20 protein-coding genes, 1 pseudogene and 2 other annotated features are annotated in these 15,677 nt (G+C 37.5%); of the genes and pseudogenes, 15 read left to right on the top strand and 6 right to left on the bottom strand.

What is annotated here, in order from left to right:
- Nucleotides 1–14 precede the first annotated feature (14 nt).
- On the bottom strand, nt 15–326 hold the full coding sequence (locus tag M3189_RS15370; RefSeq protein ID WP_251634956.1) for a DUF6509 family protein: 312 nt from the start codon (nt 324–326) through the stop codon (nt 15–17).
- 259 nt (nt 327–585) lie between these two features.
- Here M3189_RS15370 and M3189_RS15365 point away from each other — a divergent pair, with 259 nt between their 5' ends.
- The 4 genes and pseudogenes from M3189_RS15365 (at nt 586) to M3189_RS15355 (ending at nt 2,096) form a co-directional block, all read left to right on the top strand.
- Nucleotides 586–1,167: a DMSO/selenate family reductase complex B subunit gene (locus tag M3189_RS15365; protein WP_285889687.1), complete on the top strand. Its 582-nt coding sequence runs from the start codon at nt 586–588 to the stop codon at nt 1,165–1,167.
- A 28-nt stretch (nt 1,168–1,195) separates the two neighbouring features.
- Nucleotides 1,196–1,408: pseudogene (locus tag M3189_RS27170) on the top strand (4Fe-4S binding protein); the annotation flags it as partial.
- Nucleotides 1,409–1,513: 105 nt separating this feature from the next.
- Nucleotides 1,514–1,738 (top strand): hypothetical protein, encoded by a 225-nt coding sequence (locus M3189_RS15360; protein WP_251634955.1) that lies wholly within the window; start codon nt 1,514–1,516, stop codon nt 1,736–1,738.
- A complete protein-coding gene (locus M3189_RS15355) occupies nt 1,704–2,096 on the top strand; it encodes a 4Fe-4S dicluster domain-containing protein (RefSeq protein ID WP_251634954.1) in 393 nt (130 codons plus the stop codon). The genes M3189_RS15360 and M3189_RS15355 overlap by 35 nt, the downstream gene beginning before the upstream one ends.
- Nucleotides 2,097–2,151: 55 nt before the next feature.
- Here the strand turns inward: M3189_RS15355 and M3189_RS15350 are convergent, their stop codons facing one another.
- Nucleotides 2,152–3,429, bottom strand: a complete 1,278-nt coding sequence (locus M3189_RS15350) for an MFS transporter (protein ID WP_285889686.1) — start codon at nt 3,427–3,429, stop codon at nt 2,152–2,154.
- A gap of 176 nt (nt 3,430–3,605) precedes the next feature.
- Nucleotides 3,606–3,860 (top strand) — a binding site (T-box leader).
- Between the two features lie 34 nt (nt 3,861–3,894).
- Nucleotides 3,895–4,145, top strand: a binding site (T-box leader).
- Nucleotides 4,146–4,213: 68 nt separating this feature from the next.
- On the opposite strand from M3189_RS15350, the gene trpE reads away from it, so the two are divergent.
- The 9 genes from trpE (at nt 4,214) to mnmH (ending at nt 12,417) form a co-directional block, all read left to right on the top strand.
- Nucleotides 4,214–5,596 (top strand): anthranilate synthase component I, encoded by a 1,383-nt coding sequence (trpE, locus tag M3189_RS15345; RefSeq protein ID WP_251634953.1) that lies wholly within the window; start codon nt 4,214–4,216, stop codon nt 5,594–5,596.
- Nucleotides 5,593–6,204: an anthranilate synthase component II gene (locus M3189_RS15340; RefSeq protein WP_251634952.1), complete on the top strand. Its 612-nt coding sequence runs from the start codon at nt 5,593–5,595 to the stop codon at nt 6,202–6,204. Before trpE ends, M3189_RS15340 begins: the two co-directional genes overlap by 4 nt.
- A complete protein-coding gene (trpD, locus tag M3189_RS15335; protein ID WP_251634951.1) occupies nt 6,176–7,201 on the top strand; it encodes an anthranilate phosphoribosyltransferase in 1,026 nt (341 codons plus the stop codon). Before M3189_RS15340 ends, trpD begins: the two co-directional genes overlap by 29 nt.
- 1 nt (nt 7,202) lies before the next feature.
- The gene (trpC, locus tag M3189_RS15330) at nt 7,203–7,991 is read left to right on the top strand and encodes an indole-3-glycerol phosphate synthase TrpC (protein ID WP_251634950.1); all 789 of its coding nucleotides are present in this window, start codon (nt 7,203–7,205) and stop codon (nt 7,989–7,991) included.
- Nucleotides 7,988–8,635, top strand: a complete 648-nt coding sequence (locus tag M3189_RS15325) for a phosphoribosylanthranilate isomerase (RefSeq protein ID WP_251634949.1) — start codon at nt 7,988–7,990, stop codon at nt 8,633–8,635. The genes trpC and M3189_RS15325 overlap by 4 nt, the downstream gene beginning before the upstream one ends.
- A complete protein-coding gene (gene trpB, locus M3189_RS15320) occupies nt 8,610–9,812 on the top strand; it encodes a tryptophan synthase subunit beta (protein WP_251634948.1) in 1,203 nt (400 codons plus the stop codon). The genes M3189_RS15325 and trpB overlap by 26 nt, the downstream gene beginning before the upstream one ends.
- The gene (gene trpA, locus M3189_RS15315; RefSeq protein ID WP_251634947.1) at nt 9,812–10,597 is read left to right on the top strand and encodes a tryptophan synthase subunit alpha; all 786 of its coding nucleotides are present in this window, start codon (nt 9,812–9,814) and stop codon (nt 10,595–10,597) included. Before trpB ends, trpA begins: the two co-directional genes overlap by 1 nt.
- Nucleotides 10,598–10,723: 126 nt before the next feature.
- Complete coding sequence (locus tag M3189_RS15310; RefSeq protein WP_251634946.1) at nt 10,724–11,116, top strand: hypothetical protein; 393 nt, start codon at nt 10,724–10,726, stop codon at nt 11,114–11,116.
- Nucleotides 11,117–11,319: 203 nt separating this feature from the next.
- Nucleotides 11,320–12,417, top strand: coding sequence for a tRNA 2-selenouridine(34) synthase MnmH (mnmH, locus tag M3189_RS15305; RefSeq protein ID WP_251634945.1), 1,098 nt, complete (start codon nt 11,320–11,322; stop codon nt 12,415–12,417).
- Between the two features lie 29 nt (nt 12,418–12,446).
- Here the strand turns inward: mnmH and sda are convergent, their stop codons facing one another.
- Nucleotides 12,447–12,572, bottom strand: coding sequence for a sporulation histidine kinase inhibitor Sda (gene sda, locus M3189_RS15300; protein WP_373558151.1), 126 nt, complete (start codon nt 12,570–12,572; stop codon nt 12,447–12,449).
- 221 nt (nt 12,573–12,793) lie between these two features.
- Here sda and M3189_RS15295 point away from each other — a divergent pair, with 221 nt between their 5' ends.
- Both M3189_RS15295 and M3189_RS15290 read left to right on the top strand, forming a co-directional pair.
- Complete coding sequence (locus tag M3189_RS15295) at nt 12,794–13,000, top strand: DUF6501 family protein (RefSeq protein WP_251634944.1); 207 nt, start codon at nt 12,794–12,796, stop codon at nt 12,998–13,000.
- A gap of 48 nt (nt 13,001–13,048) precedes the next feature.
- Nucleotides 13,049–13,639 (top strand): GNAT family N-acetyltransferase, encoded by a 591-nt coding sequence (locus tag M3189_RS15290; protein ID WP_251634943.1) that lies wholly within the window; start codon nt 13,049–13,051, stop codon nt 13,637–13,639.
- Nucleotides 13,640–13,671: 32 nt separating this feature from the next.
- Here the strand turns inward: M3189_RS15290 and yidC are convergent, their stop codons facing one another.
- The 3 genes from yidC to pflA form a co-directional block, all read right to left on the bottom strand.
- Nucleotides 13,672–14,457 carry a membrane protein insertase YidC gene (gene yidC / locus M3189_RS15285; protein WP_251634942.1) on the bottom strand — a complete coding sequence of 262 codons (786 nt, stop codon included), beginning with the start codon at nt 14,455–14,457 and terminating at the stop codon, nt 13,672–13,674.
- Nucleotides 14,458–14,475: 18 nt separating this feature from the next.
- The gene (locus M3189_RS15280) at nt 14,476–14,781 is read right to left on the bottom strand and encodes a hypothetical protein (protein ID WP_251634941.1); all 306 of its coding nucleotides are present in this window, start codon (nt 14,779–14,781) and stop codon (nt 14,476–14,478) included.
- A 123-nt stretch (nt 14,782–14,904) separates the two neighbouring features.
- Nucleotides 14,905–15,645 carry a pyruvate formate-lyase-activating protein gene (gene pflA / locus M3189_RS15275; protein WP_251634940.1) on the bottom strand — a complete coding sequence of 247 codons (741 nt, stop codon included), beginning with the start codon at nt 15,643–15,645 and terminating at the stop codon, nt 14,905–14,907.
- Between the last annotated feature and the right edge of the window lie 32 nt (nt 15,646–15,677).

Genomic DNA, 15,677 nt, shown 5'->3' with positions numbered 1-15,677 from the left:
GCAGGGGAATATTCCTATTCCTCTGCTTTTTCTAATCCACCAATGTTCTCTTTACAGTAATTAAACACTAATAATTCCTCATCTTCTTCTAGTTCAAAGTCTAAAACCTTATCGGTTCCTCTTTCATAAAGATGATAGTTGGAGATTTTGGGACCATTATCATCGACTACAAAAAGTACTCTAATTCCAATTCCTTTATCAGAAAAGAGTTCATCCTCTTCTTCAACATCTATTTCTATAAAAAATTCATAACGGTCACCACTTAATAAGCCGAATGGATCTACAAGTTTTTCAACTGTATGACCAGTAATATTCAATGAAATCATCCTTTGCTAAATATTTGCCTATTTTATTATATACATATTTCGACGAAAATTTAAAATAAATGACACGATTCAAGGATAAATTGTTATCAAAATATGGATGGTTTTTATGAATTAAATGTGAACACTCTGAAATTTAATATTTATTTAAGAACTATAAAGTAAAATTGAGTTATAAAAGATCTTGAAGAGTAATGTTTAGGAGACCGATTAGGAATTTTTGTGAAAAAGTTCACATGATAAAAAATTAGGAGTGACTATTTTGGGTCAAATAGGGTTTTATATCAATCAAAGTATCTGCCAAGGCTGTAAGGCGTGCAGTGTGGCTTGTAAAGACAAGAATAATACGGAAGTAGGGATGAACTTCCGAAGAGTTTACACAAAAGAAGAAGGCTCTTATATTCAGCAGCCTAATGGAGGAATTGTTCATAATGTGAAATCTTACTATTTCTCGATTGCTTGTAACCATTGTGAACAGCCAGCGTGCCTCAAAAGCTGTCCTACTGGTGCGATTGTAAAACGTGAGGAGGATGGAGTTGTTACAATAGATCAGGAAGTTTGTGCAGGAGCACAGTTATGTGTAAGTGCTTGCCCGTATGGTGGACCACAATATAACAAAGAGATTTTTAAATCAAACAAATGTAATTTTTGTATCGATCTTCAGGAAAATGGGGAAGATCCTGTCTGTGTAGCAACATGTCCATTAGGAGCAATTGAATTTGGACCAATAGAAGAACTACGAAAAAAATACGGTAAAATTAGCCAAATTAAAGGCATGCCTAGTTCTTCAATTACAAAACCAAATATTGTCATTACGCCCCATCGTGATGCTAAACTTGTATAAACACTTTAATTGTTGAGTTGGTGAAAAGATGTCAATCCTCATAAATTGGCTAGAAAGCCTGCATCAAGAAATAATCGTAACCTCTAAATGTGTTAGAGAGCGGAGCCGGAAGTCAACTTGCGGTTATTGTCTAGAGAAATGTGAGCATGAAGCAATCGTAATAAAGGAAAAACTGCTCTTCATCAATACAACTAAGTGTACAATGTGTGGTGAGTGTATAGTCTCCTGTCCATTGTCTGCCATAGAGGGGAATATTAACAATCGGGTATTCGAGAAAGGGAGCCTGGTTTTTGATTATAATTATGTGCCCTCCCTTAAAGAATTACTCATTTATAAAAAAAGAGGAATGACATCAATTCAAGCTCATCAGCCTTTAAACAAGAACTGGGAAACAGTGTTATTCGAGACAAATGACCAATTACAGCTGCTTGAAGAAAGTCCAATTGTAGTGGTTGAAAAGGTCATAGATGAAATGCTGACAAGAAGAGCCTTATTTGGATCACTTCAAAAAGAAGGGAAACAACTAGCAAAAAAACATGGGTCCAGCTTCATGGAAGATGGAGAAGGATGATTGGAAGTTAACAAAATATTATCCTGATTATCAATTTTACTCAGTCAAGATAAACAAAGAGAAATGCACACTCTGTCAGGCTTGTTTTACTCTCTGTCCTGAAAAATTATTTCAAATTAAGGACAATAAGCTTATGATTGAAAGTGGAAAATGTGTAGATTGTACGTCTTGTACAGATGTTTGTCCGGAAAATGCGATTGAGATTTTTCCGGAAATTAAGAGAAAAGGTGAAAATCAACACAATATCCATCAGGAGACGTGTAAGAACTGTGGGCATACCTTTTACACCTTTAATGTGGAAACTGAGATATGTCATGTATGTATGAATAGAGACCCTGATTGGCTAAGTCCATATTAGAAATATAAAAATAAAACAAAAATTGCGTTGGGGAAGCCCCAGCGCTATTTTTGTTTTAACTTTCCGCTTTTGGTTTTATAGCGATTAATGCAACAAATGCCGCAATGATACTAAGTCCGCTAAGTGTTATGAATATCCAGTAAGTAGCCGATTTCATTAGCAAAGCAATAATCGGAGGGCCGGCTGCTACTCCGATAAATCTCATCGAACTGTAGATGGAGGAGATGGTTCCTCGCTCTTCCTTCTCAATTCCTTCCGTAATTAAGGCATCCAAACACGGTAGTCCAACTCCGATTCCAACACCAGCAATTAAAAACATGCTAATCATAAACCAGAGCTTAATCGAGAACCATAGAGCCAAAATGGATAAAGCAGCTGCAATAATCCCTCCAAAGGTGAGCCATTTCATGAGGACTTTATTTTTTTTGATTACCTTTCCTGCAATAAAAGAAGATAAACAAAGTGCTCCGAGTGGTAAAGCCAAAAATAATCCTTTCTTAACATCCTTAATACCATATTTCGTTTCAAAAATTTCAGATAGGTAAAATAATATTCCAAAAAGTACTAACATAAGGATTCCGCCAATAAAAAAGATCGCGTATAACCATTTACCTTTCTCTGTAAAGGTTTTCCTTACATTGATAAAAAATTGTTTAAAGGGAATAGGTTTTGAAGGCTCTGGGCACTTAACTAAAAGCATTACCAAGATAACCGATATGAAACAAAACACTGGAAATGAAAAGAAAGGTAAAAACCAGATAACTCCTGCTAATAAAGCTCCTAATATAGGGCTAAGAACCTTCCCAAAGGTATTAGACGTTTCAATTAAGCCTAAACAGCTGCTGACATCATCGTCATTTTTGAACATATCACCCACTAAAGGAAGTACAATTGGGGCAGCACCCGCCGCTCCCACCCCTTGAAGGGCACGGCCCACTAATATCAACCAATAGGCATTATCAAGTTTCCATGCAGCCCATCCAGATAGTAATCCTCCAAGTCCAGCAATAATAAGGCTTGGAATGATTACCTTTTTCCTGCCAATATGGTCAGATAGGTAACCTGCGACAGGTATCAAGAAAATGGCAACAATCGAATATACGGTTATGACCATACTCGTTTGAAACGAAGAAATCGATAATTTTTTTTCCATGGAGGGCAGCACAGGTATTAACATGGAATTCCCTAAAGTCATAACTAACGGAATGGATGAAAGTGAGAGTATTGCCCACTTTTGTTTGGATACTTCATCTGATTTTTTCTTTTTTCCAGCTGAGGAGGATTTATTTCTCACAGCCTCTGAACTTGGGCATAATTGTTCAATATGATCCATTTTTCTTCTATCCCGCCTTCATCATGATGTGATAATGTTAATATTGACATCTTCATTTCAAAATAACTATTAAATAGTAATCCTTTAAATGGAATAACCTTATGTCTCCGAAATTGAATTTTCTAAAAATTAATGTTGACAGTAGGATTGAAAATGGTTTAATATAAAAATCAATACGAAGGGCATTGATGAAGAGTAGTAACTTTTACGGATTCTCTAGAGAGCTGATGGTTGGTGCAAATCAGTGTAGACGTTTAAGTGAATGGACTTCGGAGCCTCCAAACCGAACCTCCTATAGGGTCAGTAGGCTTTGGCGAAATCCTCATCGTTAAAAGAGGCAGATATTAAAAGCATGTAAAGTGCTTCGATATCGGTAAAGTGAGCTGATTTTTGGCTAATGAAGGTGGCACCACGGGTCTTCCGTCCTTTTTGGATGGAGGGCCCTGTTTGTTTTTAATTTATAAAATAAAATCGTTGAACAAGAGTAGTACACTTATATCATTCTTTATCAGAGAGTCGGGGATGGTGAGAGCCCGATATGAATGGATATGTGGAATGGACTTGTGAGAGGCTGCCTGAACGTAAAGTAGGGCCGCACGGAGTTCCACCGTTAAAAGGATAGGGTATCGGACTTTATTTGTTCTGTATCTGAAGGAGGAAGCTGAAAGTAACAGCTTCAAAATGAGGTGGCACCACGACTAAGAATCGTCCTCTATATGCATAAGTTATTAATTATGCATATAGAGGACGATTTTTTATTTTTTTACGAAGGGATGCAGAAAGTATGAAAACAAAAAATGCTTTTATTTTGAAGGAATTAAAAGGAGATACATTCACTCCAATTTCTATTTTGCAGAAGATTAGTGGAAACAAAAAATTCTTATTAGAAAGTTCACATAAATACCATGACTCAGGACGCTACTCTTTCATTGGAGCTGACCCAGCCTTTGAACTCATCTCCAAAGGTAACAGAAATGAAATACATTATCGAAATGGTGATAAGAAGGTTATAGAAGGTAATCCACTTGACATAATTAAGACATTGCTGCCACAGATTGAGGAAGCACCTTTTCCGTTTATCGGCGGGGCAATGGGATATGTCGGCTATGATATTATCCGTCAATTCGAAGTTATTGGCGAAGAGTATCCAAATGGACTGCAAATGCCGGACGTTCATTTAATGTTTTATGAAGAAGTCGTCGTTTTTGATCATCTTGAAGAAAAAATTACAATTTGCGGACTATCTTTATCTGAAAATGGTGATAGTGACTTACTTGAAAACAGGCTGGAACGCAGAATGAAGGAGCTGAAGCAGCCTGCTGTTTATCAGGATGACAAACCTTTTCAGTTTACAGGCTTTCAGTCCGAAACCTCAAAAGAAGAATTTATCAAAAATGTAGAAATTGCCAAAGAGCACATAGTCGCAGGTGATATTTTTCAGGTGGTTCTCTCAAGAAGAATGAAGTCATCGTTTCAAGGCTCACCATTATCACTTTATCGTAAACATCGTGCCCATAACCCTACACCCTATATGTTTTATATTGATTTCGAGGATTATACCGTCATCGGTTCTTCTCCAGAAAGCCTAATAAAGACTAGAGGTACACAGGTGTATGCCAATCCAATTGCAGGAACAAAAAGAAGAGGAAAAACAGCTGTGGAAGACCACTTGATTGAAAAAGAGTTAAAGAGTGATGAAAAAGAGTTGGCAGAGCATAAAATGCTCGTTGATCTTGGGAGAAATGACTTAGGCAGAGTTTGTGAATTTGGATCTGTAACGGTGGATAAATATATGCAGGTTGAAAAGTTTCGCCATGTCATCCATCTTGTATCAGAAGTTAGCGGAACGTTAACCAAGGAACATAGCAATCTTGACGCACTGGCTGCCTGTCTTCCAGCCGGTACAGTCTCAGGGGCACCGAAAATAAGAGCGATGGAGATTATTAATAAATTAGAGAAATCAAAACGCGGCCTTTATTCCGGTGCGATAGGTTATTTATCCGCCAACGGGAATATAGATTTTGCTTTAGCCATTCGTACGATGATTTTGAAAGAAGGAACCGCTTATATACAGGCTGGAGCAGGAATTGTACACGACTCCAATCCTGAGTCAGAGTATGAAGAAACGATAAATAAATTAAAAACCTTCTTGGAGGGAGAACAATGATTTTACTAATTGATAATTTTGACTCCTTTACCTTTAATCTTTATCAGTATCTAGGCGAATTAGGAGAATCCGTATTGGTTATTAGAAATAATCAACTTACTATAGAGCAAATAAGGGAAATGAATCCAAAGGCCATCATCCTGTCACCAGGACCTGGGAAACCAGAAGAGGCGGGAATATGCATTGAGGTTATTCAAAATTTATATCAAGAATTTCCTATCCTAGGGATTTGTTTAGGACATCAAGCAATCGGTGCTGCCTTTGGCAGTGAAATTAGAAGAGCAAACTTCATTAAACATGGAAAAACATCACAAATCACACATAATGGCTTCGGAATTTTTGCCTATTTATCTTCACCATTAGAGGTAATGCGTTATCATTCGTTGGTTATCGATAAGAATACTCTTTCTTCTGATTTGGAATGTGTCGCTCAATCTATGGATGACCAAGAAGTAATGGCAATAAAACATCGATATTATCCCGTATTCGGTTTGCAGTTTCATCCTGAATCGATTGGCACACCATCAGGAAAGCAATTGCTCAAAAACTTTTTAACTCAGATAGAAGGGAAGATGAAAAATGAAGAATTATCTACTCCAATTAGCTGACGGTGGATCTTTTACAGAGCCTCAAATGAAGGAGGCGATGGACTTACTATTAGGTGAAGAAGTTTCTGAAAGTGAAATTGCTGCCTTTTTAATGGGTTTAAAATCAAAAGGTGAAACGGTGGATGAAATTACTGGCATCGTCAAAGGTCTTAAGGAGAACACTCTGCCATTTCGTAAGAAGTTTCCGAATGTTATTGATAATTGCGGTACTGGCGGAGATGGTTCTTCGAGTTTTAATATAAGTACCACTTCGGCATTTGTCATTGCAGGTGCAGGAATTCCTGTTGCTAAACATGGAAACCGGAGTATATCAAGCAAAACGGGAAGTGCGGATGTGCTTGAGTATTTAGGAATTAATTTAAATTTATCGGTAGAACGAACAGAAGAGATTCTCGATGAGCTTGGTATTGCATTCTTATTTGCACCGCATGTTCATCCCAAACTTAAAAAGGTAATGACTGTTAGAAGACAGTTGAAAATCCCTACCATTTTCAATTTTATCGGACCACTTACGAATCCTATCGACTTGGACTATCAATTACTCGGTGTCTATCGCAGGGATTTACTTCCTGTATTTGCAGAAGTACTGCAAAATCTAGGGCGTAAACGAGCAGTCGTCATTAATGGTGCAGGCTTTATGGATGAGGCTTCGCTTCAGGGGGAGAACCATCTTACACTTTTAGAAGATGGAGTGATAACTAAGCAAAGCTTTGTACCAGATGAAGTGGGACTTCCACAGTATGATAACAGTGCCATTAAGGGCGGAGATTCGAAAGAAAATGCGGTTATTCTTAAGAATGTACTTTCTGGCGAAAAGGGTGCCTGTCGAGATACAGTGCTATTAAATGCAGGAATCGGAATTTACGCAAGCGGAAGGGCAGAAAACATCGCTGATGGAATAAACATCGCAAGGGATGTCATTGACTCAGGGGCTGCCTATGAGAAATTACAAGGTTTAATCGAAATGACAAGAAAAGGTCAAAGAGAGGCGATATAGTTTGGAAACCATATTAGATCGAATTATTGAGGAAAAACAAAAAGAAGTCCAAAAACTTCGCAAAGAAAATTTGCTTAAAATCGAAGCGAAGCCTAGAAGATCCTTTATTCAAAAATTAACCAAAGCAGATGAAATTGCTATTATATCAGAATTCAAACGTGCTTCACCATCGAAAGGAATCATTAACAATGGAGTGGATCCCGCCATGCAGGCAGCAAGGTATGATCAGGCAGGAGCTTCAGCTATTTCTGTACTAACCGATTCAACTTTTTTTAAAGGCTCCTTTTCAGATTTAAGAGCTGTAAGAGAGGTAGTGGATTTGCCCATCCTCTGCAAGGATTTTATGATTGATTCCATTCAAATTGACATGGCTGCAGAAAATGGAGCAGACATCATCCTCCTGATTGTAGCGGCATTGGATCAAGAAACCCTTATCAAGTTGTATCAATATGCAGTAGGCTTAAATTTAGAGGTGTTAGTGGAGGTTCACAATCAAGTTGAGTTAGAGAGTGCCCTTCAATTAGGTGCCCAATTAATCGGTGTTAACAATCGAGATTTAAAGACCTTTACTGTCTCACTGGAGGTAACGGAATCTTTAGCAAAATCCATTAAGGATGCAGGTGCCTTTCTTATTAGTGAAAGTGGTATACACCAGAAGGAGGATGTGGAGCGAGTCCGAGATGCAGGGGCAAATGGAATTTTAGTTGGAGAAGCATTCATGAAAAGCCCTGACCTATCACAATCCTTCAAGGATTTCAGGCTGCCGCTTGCAGGAGGTTTGAAAAAATGAAGGTGAAAATTTGTGGTATTACGGACCTTACTACGGCAATTGCAGCTGTTGATTATGGTGCGGATGCCCTCGGATTTGTTTTTGCAGAAAGCAAGCGTAAGATTTCTGAAGTAAAAGCAAAGGAGATTATTGCCCATTTACCCAAAGAAGTAGTAAAAGTTGGGGTTTTTGTCAATGAGACGAAAGAAAAGATAGAGGAAATTGCATCAAGTGTGGGTCTCACTCATGTTCAGTTACATGGAGATGAAACGCCAGCGTTTAGTGAATCCCTTTCGTACCCGGTAATTAAGGCAATAAGTATCCACGACGAACAGAGCTTAAAATCAATAGAGAATTATAAGTGTGAATACGTTTTGATTGACGGACCTAAAGGGAAATACAGAGGTGGAAACGGCTTATCCTTTGATTGGAACAGCATTTCTGCAGAGAATCTTAAGGATAAAAAAGTGATTCTTGCCGGTGGATTGCATAAGGAAAATGTGGAAGAGGCAATTAATCTTATTAAACCGTACATGGTCGACGTAAGCAGCGGTGTTGAGACAGAAGGGAAAAAGGATCTCAACAAAATCCAATTATTCATAATTAAGGCTAAAGGGAGCCAAACAGGAGGAACTGAAAATGAATTCATATACACTGCCGAATGATAAAGGGCAATTTGGTATTTATGGCGGAAGATTTGTACCTGAAACACTTATGAAAGCCGTTCTTGAACTAGATGAAGCGTATAAAATTGCAAAAGAGGACCCAAGTTTCCAAGCAGAAATTGATGGATATTTATCGGAATATGTGGGAAGAGAGACACCGCTTTATTTTGCAAAAAATCTTACAAAATACGCTGGCGGAGCACAAATTTATCTTAAAAGGGAAGACCTGAACCATACAGGTGCCCACAAAATCAATAATGCTATTGGCCAAGCTTTGTTGGCACTTAGAATGGGAAAAAGAAAAATCGTTGCAGAAACTGGTGCAGGACAGCATGGAGTTGCAACCGCTACAGTTTGCGCCTTATTAAATCTTGATTGCATTATTTTTATGGGAGAAGAAGACATCAAACGACAGGCCTTAAATGTCTTTCGAATGGAGCTGCTTGGTGCAAAGGTCGTTAGCGTTACTTCTGGCAGCGCAACCTTAAAGGATGCCGTAAATGAAGCTTTACGCTACTGGGTGGAACATGTGGAAGATACACACTATCTATTAGGTTCAGTTATGGGTCCTCATCCCTTTCCGGTAATGGTGAGAGATTTTCAAAGTGTAATTGGCAAAGAAACTAAAAAGCAGTTTTTTGAACAGGAAGGAAAGCTCCCTGAAGCCGTTGTAGCCTGTATCGGCGGTGGCAGCAATGCCGCTGGAATGTTCTTTCCCTTCATCGAAGATAAAGAAGTAAGCCTTTATGGTGTAGAAGCGGCCGGACAAGGGACTGACACCGACTTTCATGCTGCTTCACTTACAAAAGGAAAACCAGGAGTTCTCCATGGTGCACTCATGTACTTATTACAAGATGATGATGGGCAAATCATCGAAGCACATTCGATTTCAGCTGGACTTGATTATCCCGGTGTAGGACCAGAACATAGCTACTTAAAAGACAGTGGAAGAGCGAATTATCAGTCGATAACGGATAGCGAAGCATTGGATGCCTTTGGACTTTTATCTAAACTTGAAGGTATTATTCCAGCTCTAGAAAGTGCTCATGCTATCAGTTTTGCTGTTAAACTTGCTGCTCAAATGAAGGAAACAGAGCATATAGTTGTTTGTTTGTCAGGCCGTGGAGATAAAGACGTAATGGCTGTAAAAGAACGGTTAGAAAGGGAGAGGGCATAATGAATAGAATTGAACAATCATTTAAGGCATTACATGAACAAGATCGAAAAGCATTTATTCCCTATATTATGGCTGGAGATGGCGGACTGAATATTTTAACTGAAACGCTCAGTACTTTAGAGAAATTTGGTGCGACTCTCATTGAAGTAGGGGTTCCTTTTTCCGATCCTGTCGCAGATGGTCCGACCATCCAACAAGCAGGGATTAGGTCGCTGCAAAATGGAACAACATTAAGGGGAATCATTGCTGAACTTACAAAAGCCAGAGAAGTAGTTTCTATCCCTATCGTACTTATGACTTACCTAAATCCGATCTATTCATATGGCATTTCTACATTCGCACAAGATATTGCGAAGGCTGGAGTAGACGGATGTATTATTCCTGATCTACCTATCGAAGAAGAAGATTTGCTAGCTGCAGAGCTTGAAAATGCCGGGATTGAATTAATTCGGCTAGTTACGCTGACCTCACCGAGAGAGAGAATTAAAGAGATATCGAGTCGTGGTAAAGGCTTTTTATACACAGTAACGGTAAAAGGTATAACTGGAACGAGAACTGAATTCGATCAAGAAGTGGTGGAATTTTTAAAGAAAGTGAAGGAAGTAAGTCCGATTCCGGTTGTGGCTGGATTTGGAATATCAACCGAAAGTCAAATTAAGGAGTTAACTCCACATTGCGACGGAGTGATTGTCGGCAGTAAGATTGTCGATTTACTCAATAAAAAGGACATCCATGGATTGGAAAGCTTTATGTCTGTTCTTAAACCAGAAAAAAACATTAGATAGAATCAAAAAATCTACTCAAACCGAGTGGATTTTTTTGTGTCAGTGTCATTTGTTACAGAAGCTCTAGAGATTATTTACTATAATTTTGTTAGAGGATTAAGTTTGGTTAAGTTAGGATGAGGATGTATGATGAAGGTGAAAGAAACAATCAACTCATTAATTGCAGGTATTGATGGTTTTTCTGGTAGGTCCTACAAAGTTCATGTTGATTTTTTTCGGAATACATTTACTGTCTTTGAATGGAGAAATAAAGACAATATCCTCCCATTTACCAATCTTGAGAATAAATCAATCGGTAACGTAGTGGAATTTAAAAGTGAAATTTATTCAATGAAAATCTGGGAATGGGAGCCCTCTTATCGAAAAGAAGGAGGAATCATTCTTGATGGGAAGTATTGGTCGATTAAGGTAAATACAAAACACAAAGTTTATGAGATTGAAGGAATTGAATGTTTTCCGCCAGACTGGAAACGATTTTGTCGTGCCATTGAAAAATTAACAGGAATCCCCTTCAGGTAAAACTTCTACCTATCAAATTGGCAGGAATGTCTTCTTGATACCTCTGTATAACTCTTATATAATTAGTCTATACTTTTACTGAACTTTTTTGTAAACTAACCATTTATTAGGGTTTACCCTTTCATTTATTGATTTGAAACTTCCAGTCTTGGAAGTTTTGTTTGTTTGAGCCTATTTATGTAAAAAAGAGGAGTTAATATAAAATGAAGGAAATAACGGTTGAGGAATTACAAACAATAAAGAATCCTATCATCATTGATATCCGTTCACCTATTGAGTTTAAAGATGGATCAATTCCGGATGCAATTAACATTCCTTTATTTACGGACAAAGAGCGTGAGGAAATCGGAACTATTTATAAACATCAGGGACAAGCAACAGCGAAATGGCGAGCAATGGAATTTGTTTCACCTAAAATTCCTGCGCTTCTAAAGCAAATCCAAGAAGCAATGCAAAATGGGGAAGAGTTAATCATTCACTGCTGGCGCGGGGGAATGAGAAGCAAGGCAGTTGTCACCTTTTTAGAGTTTGCTGGGATTTATGCAATGCGACTAACAGGCGGCTATAAAGCATACAGACAATATATTCTTAAGCGAATTCCAACGATGATTCCAGAAAGAGCAGTTGTATTACATGGATTTACTGGAGTAGGTAAGACAGAAGTCTTGAAGAATATGAAGTCTCATGGGTATCCAATACTAGACCTTGAAGAAATGGCTGCTCATCGAGGATCTATATTTGGCACAATCGGGCTTGGAGAAGGAAATAATCAAAAGATATTCGATTCCCTTTTATACAAAGGTCTTCAAGAAATTCAGGGTTCTGCATATTTTGTTATGGAAGCAGAAAGCAAACGAATTGGGAAAGCTGTTCAGCCTGAAGAGCTTATGGATAAGAAGATGAAAGGGATTAATATTTATATCCACACCCCTATAGAACAAAGGGTTGTACAGCTTGTATACGAATATGTATTGCCTTATCAAAATGAACCTTGGTATCATGATCAAATTTCAATTGGGATTGAAAAAATCTTGAGAAGAATTAAAGATCAGGATATGAAAAAAGCACTGATTCAAACTTTAGAAAATAAGGATTATCAAACAATGATTGGTATTTTACTAGAGCATTATTATGATCCCCGCTATGATCATGCCACTCTTGAATATGAAGGAAAGTTTATTGACGTCTATGCAGACGATGCTAACCAAGCAAGTATGAAGGTAATGGCAGAAATTGATAAGCTTTTTGTAAATGAGAAAGAGGTCTTTGAAAGTATTACAGTAAAAAACCGCCGAACATAATCGGCGGTTCTTCATTCAGATGGCAAAAGTTATCGATTTTTAAATGGCCTTAATCCACGACGTTTAATTTCATCCTTTAAAATCTTTATCCATTCTTTTTCTTTCCCAGACTTCACTGCATCCCGATACGAAACTACCAATAGTTCGTTACTCATAATTTTCAATTTAAGAATGCCTCCTTTGGAAAGTGAATTGAATATTCAGTTTTTTATATTGTAATCGTTTTATTTCCATTTGAGAACCCAATTCACAAATTTGTCATATTAAAACCATATTAATATTTCATAAGCCACCAATGAAATTTAGTTGCGCTACACTGTCCCATTTGATTATACTAACTAAGGAATAGTTATTAACGGAAAGGAACGGTGCTAGGATGATTCATTTAACATGGCGCGATCGTGAAACAGTAAAAAAAGTAAAATGTGTACATACGGATGCTAAAAAATATATTGTAAATAAAGCTTTAACTGCTGGAAAGATATATGATGTGAAAAATGAAACAGAAGAGTTTTATTATATTATTGACAATACCGGCAAGGTCGGCGGATTTTATAAAGAATATTTCCAAAATGTAGACTGATAGGCCAAGCCTGCAGTCTATTTTTTTATACAAATAGGGGGGAGATAAATGAGCATGTGGAATGAGCTTTTTGAGTTAAAAGGGGAAACAGTTAAACTACTTCCCATCAGCATTGAGCATATCGACGGATTATGGGAAGCAGCTAAACCTGATGAGATTTGGACCTACATGGCTACAACAGTGAGGAGTAAAGCAGAAATGGAGCAAATGATTGCTTCTGCTATTCAAAAGAGAGAAAAGGGTATCGATTACACATTTACTGTTGTTACTCAGGAAGACAAAATTATTGGATGTACAAGGTATCTAGATATTTCACCTGAACATAATAGTCTAGAAATTGGATCCACTTGGTATCATCCTGATACATGGAGGACCAGAGTAAACACGGAATGTAAATATCTGCTTCTTCAACATGCATTTGAAAGCTGGAAGGTTAGGCGTGTTCAGCTTAAAACAGATTCTCGAAACCTCCGTTCTCAAAAAGCAATCGAAAGAATAGGAGCTGTAAAAGAAGGTACGTTACGAAAGGATAGAAAACTATCGGGTGGATATGTTCGAGACACGGTCTTCTACAGCATCCTTGATAATGAGTGGGAGAAGGTAAAGTTAAACGTAGGAAGGAAACTTGACCGAAAATAAGAAGCATTGGAGCCCAATGCTTCTTTTCGTTACTAATTCATTGTACTTGCTTTCATTTCTGTTTCTTTTCCTTTTTGATAGATCTTTCTGCTTAACCATGTTTGTAGAATTAAAAACGTACCACCTACTGCCCAATAAAGTGGAAGTGCCGCAGGCGAACTGAAAGAGAATATAACAATCATAAGTGGGGACAATAGCCCCATGAATTTCATTTGTTGCGCTTGAGCAGATGGCATATTAGACTGTGAGACCTTAAATTGGAAATAATATATAACACCTGCAATGATAGTAATGATGATATCAGGTTCTCCAAGACTAAACCATAGAAAACGGTGGCTTGCAATTTCTTCAGAACCACGAATCGCATAATAAAAGCCCGTTAGAATCGGCATTTGAATCAGAAGAGGTAAACACCCCATATTTAATGGATTGACACCATGTTTCTGATAAAGACCCATTAATTCCTGCTGCATTTCTTGTTTCTTTTTTTGATCCTTTTCATCTTTCATTTTCTTTTGGATGGCGTCCATTTCAGGCTTCATGACATCCATTTTCTCTTTCATGTTCATTTGATTTCTATATTGCTTTAGCATAAACGGCATTAATATCAGTCGAATGATGAGGGTAACAAGAATAATCGATAACCCATAGCTTCCATTGAAAAACTCAGCTAGAAAATGTATAGAAACAGTAAATGGTTCGACAAAATACGTATTAAAAAATCCATCACCTTTTCCATCTGCTGCTGAACAAGCAGAAAGTAAGATCGTAGTTAAGGTTAACAGTAATACTATTGGTAAAGAAGATTTGTTTTTCATATTTCCTCCTAAAATTGGTTAAAATGTTTTTAGCTGTAATAGGGAGGAGGAAATAGGATCTTCTGTATCATCTTGTGAACTTTCTTTTCTACGAATATATTTAAAGATACGATTTAGAATAAGATTTCTATTTACAGAGCATTTCTTCTTATAAATAAACAATGGGTGATTGATTTTTGTATGTGCGGGTTCGCTTATGGATCCCATAAAGCAATATTCCACATTCCATGCCCAGAGTACTTTAATAATTACACCGAAATATAGACTTAAATATAGTGCTTCTAACGCATTTGTATCAGTAAAATCAATGAGCAATTGGTACAAAAATAATCACCTCGCTTTTTAACTGCTACCTGAATTGAGTATAAAGGAGAAAGGGTTAAGAAGCAATTTAAACAAATTATCAAAAAATGCTGCTCAACTGTAGAGCAGCATTTTCCCTCTCAGCTACTGATTTTTCCAGTGTGCTGTAATCATCTTATATGCGAAATCCACTTTTTCCTCAGAAGGTGGTTCAACATGATTTAATGGATATTCTAATCCTAGTGCTTCCCATTTATAAACACCGAGCTTATGGTAAGGCAGTATATCAATCTTTTGGACATTTTCTAATGTACCAATAAATTCCCCAAGTTTTTGAAGATCCTCTGGATCATCTGAAACAGTAGGGACGAGGACATGGCGCACCCATACAGGTACTTTACGATCAGATAAAAACTTAGCAAATTCAAGAATATGGTCATTTGCCATACCCGTTAATTGGATATGTTTTTTACGGTTAATATGTTTTAAATCAAGTAATATCAAATCCGTATAGTTTAATAACTCTTCAAGCTGTTCAATAAATAGTTTAGAGTGAGAAAAACAGCCTCCAGAAGAATCAATGGTCGTATGAATCCCTTTCTTCTTACATTCCTTAAACAATTCAGTAAGGAAAGGTATTTGTAGAAGTGGTTCACCGCCGCTGACAGTAATTCCTCCACCAGAAGATTGGATGAAAGGAAGGTAGGACATGAGATCATCCATGATTTCGGAAACGGTCATCTGTTTGCCGCTGCCGATTTCCCATGTATCCGCGTTATGGCAAAACTGACAGCGTAATAGGCAGCCTTGTGTAAATACTACATAGCGTATACCTGGTCCGTCGACTGTTCCTAATGTTTCAATAGAATGAATATTTCCGTTCATGAAGAAGATCCCCCTTTATTTTTAAAGCAGGA

This window comes from Neobacillus niacini (assembly GCF_023715415.1).
Lineage (GTDB): Bacteria > Bacillota > Bacilli > Bacillales > Cytobacillaceae > Neobacillus > Neobacillus niacini_C.
Note: the sequence above shows the minus strand (reverse complement) of the source record. Positions and strands in the feature narration are given on the sequence as shown.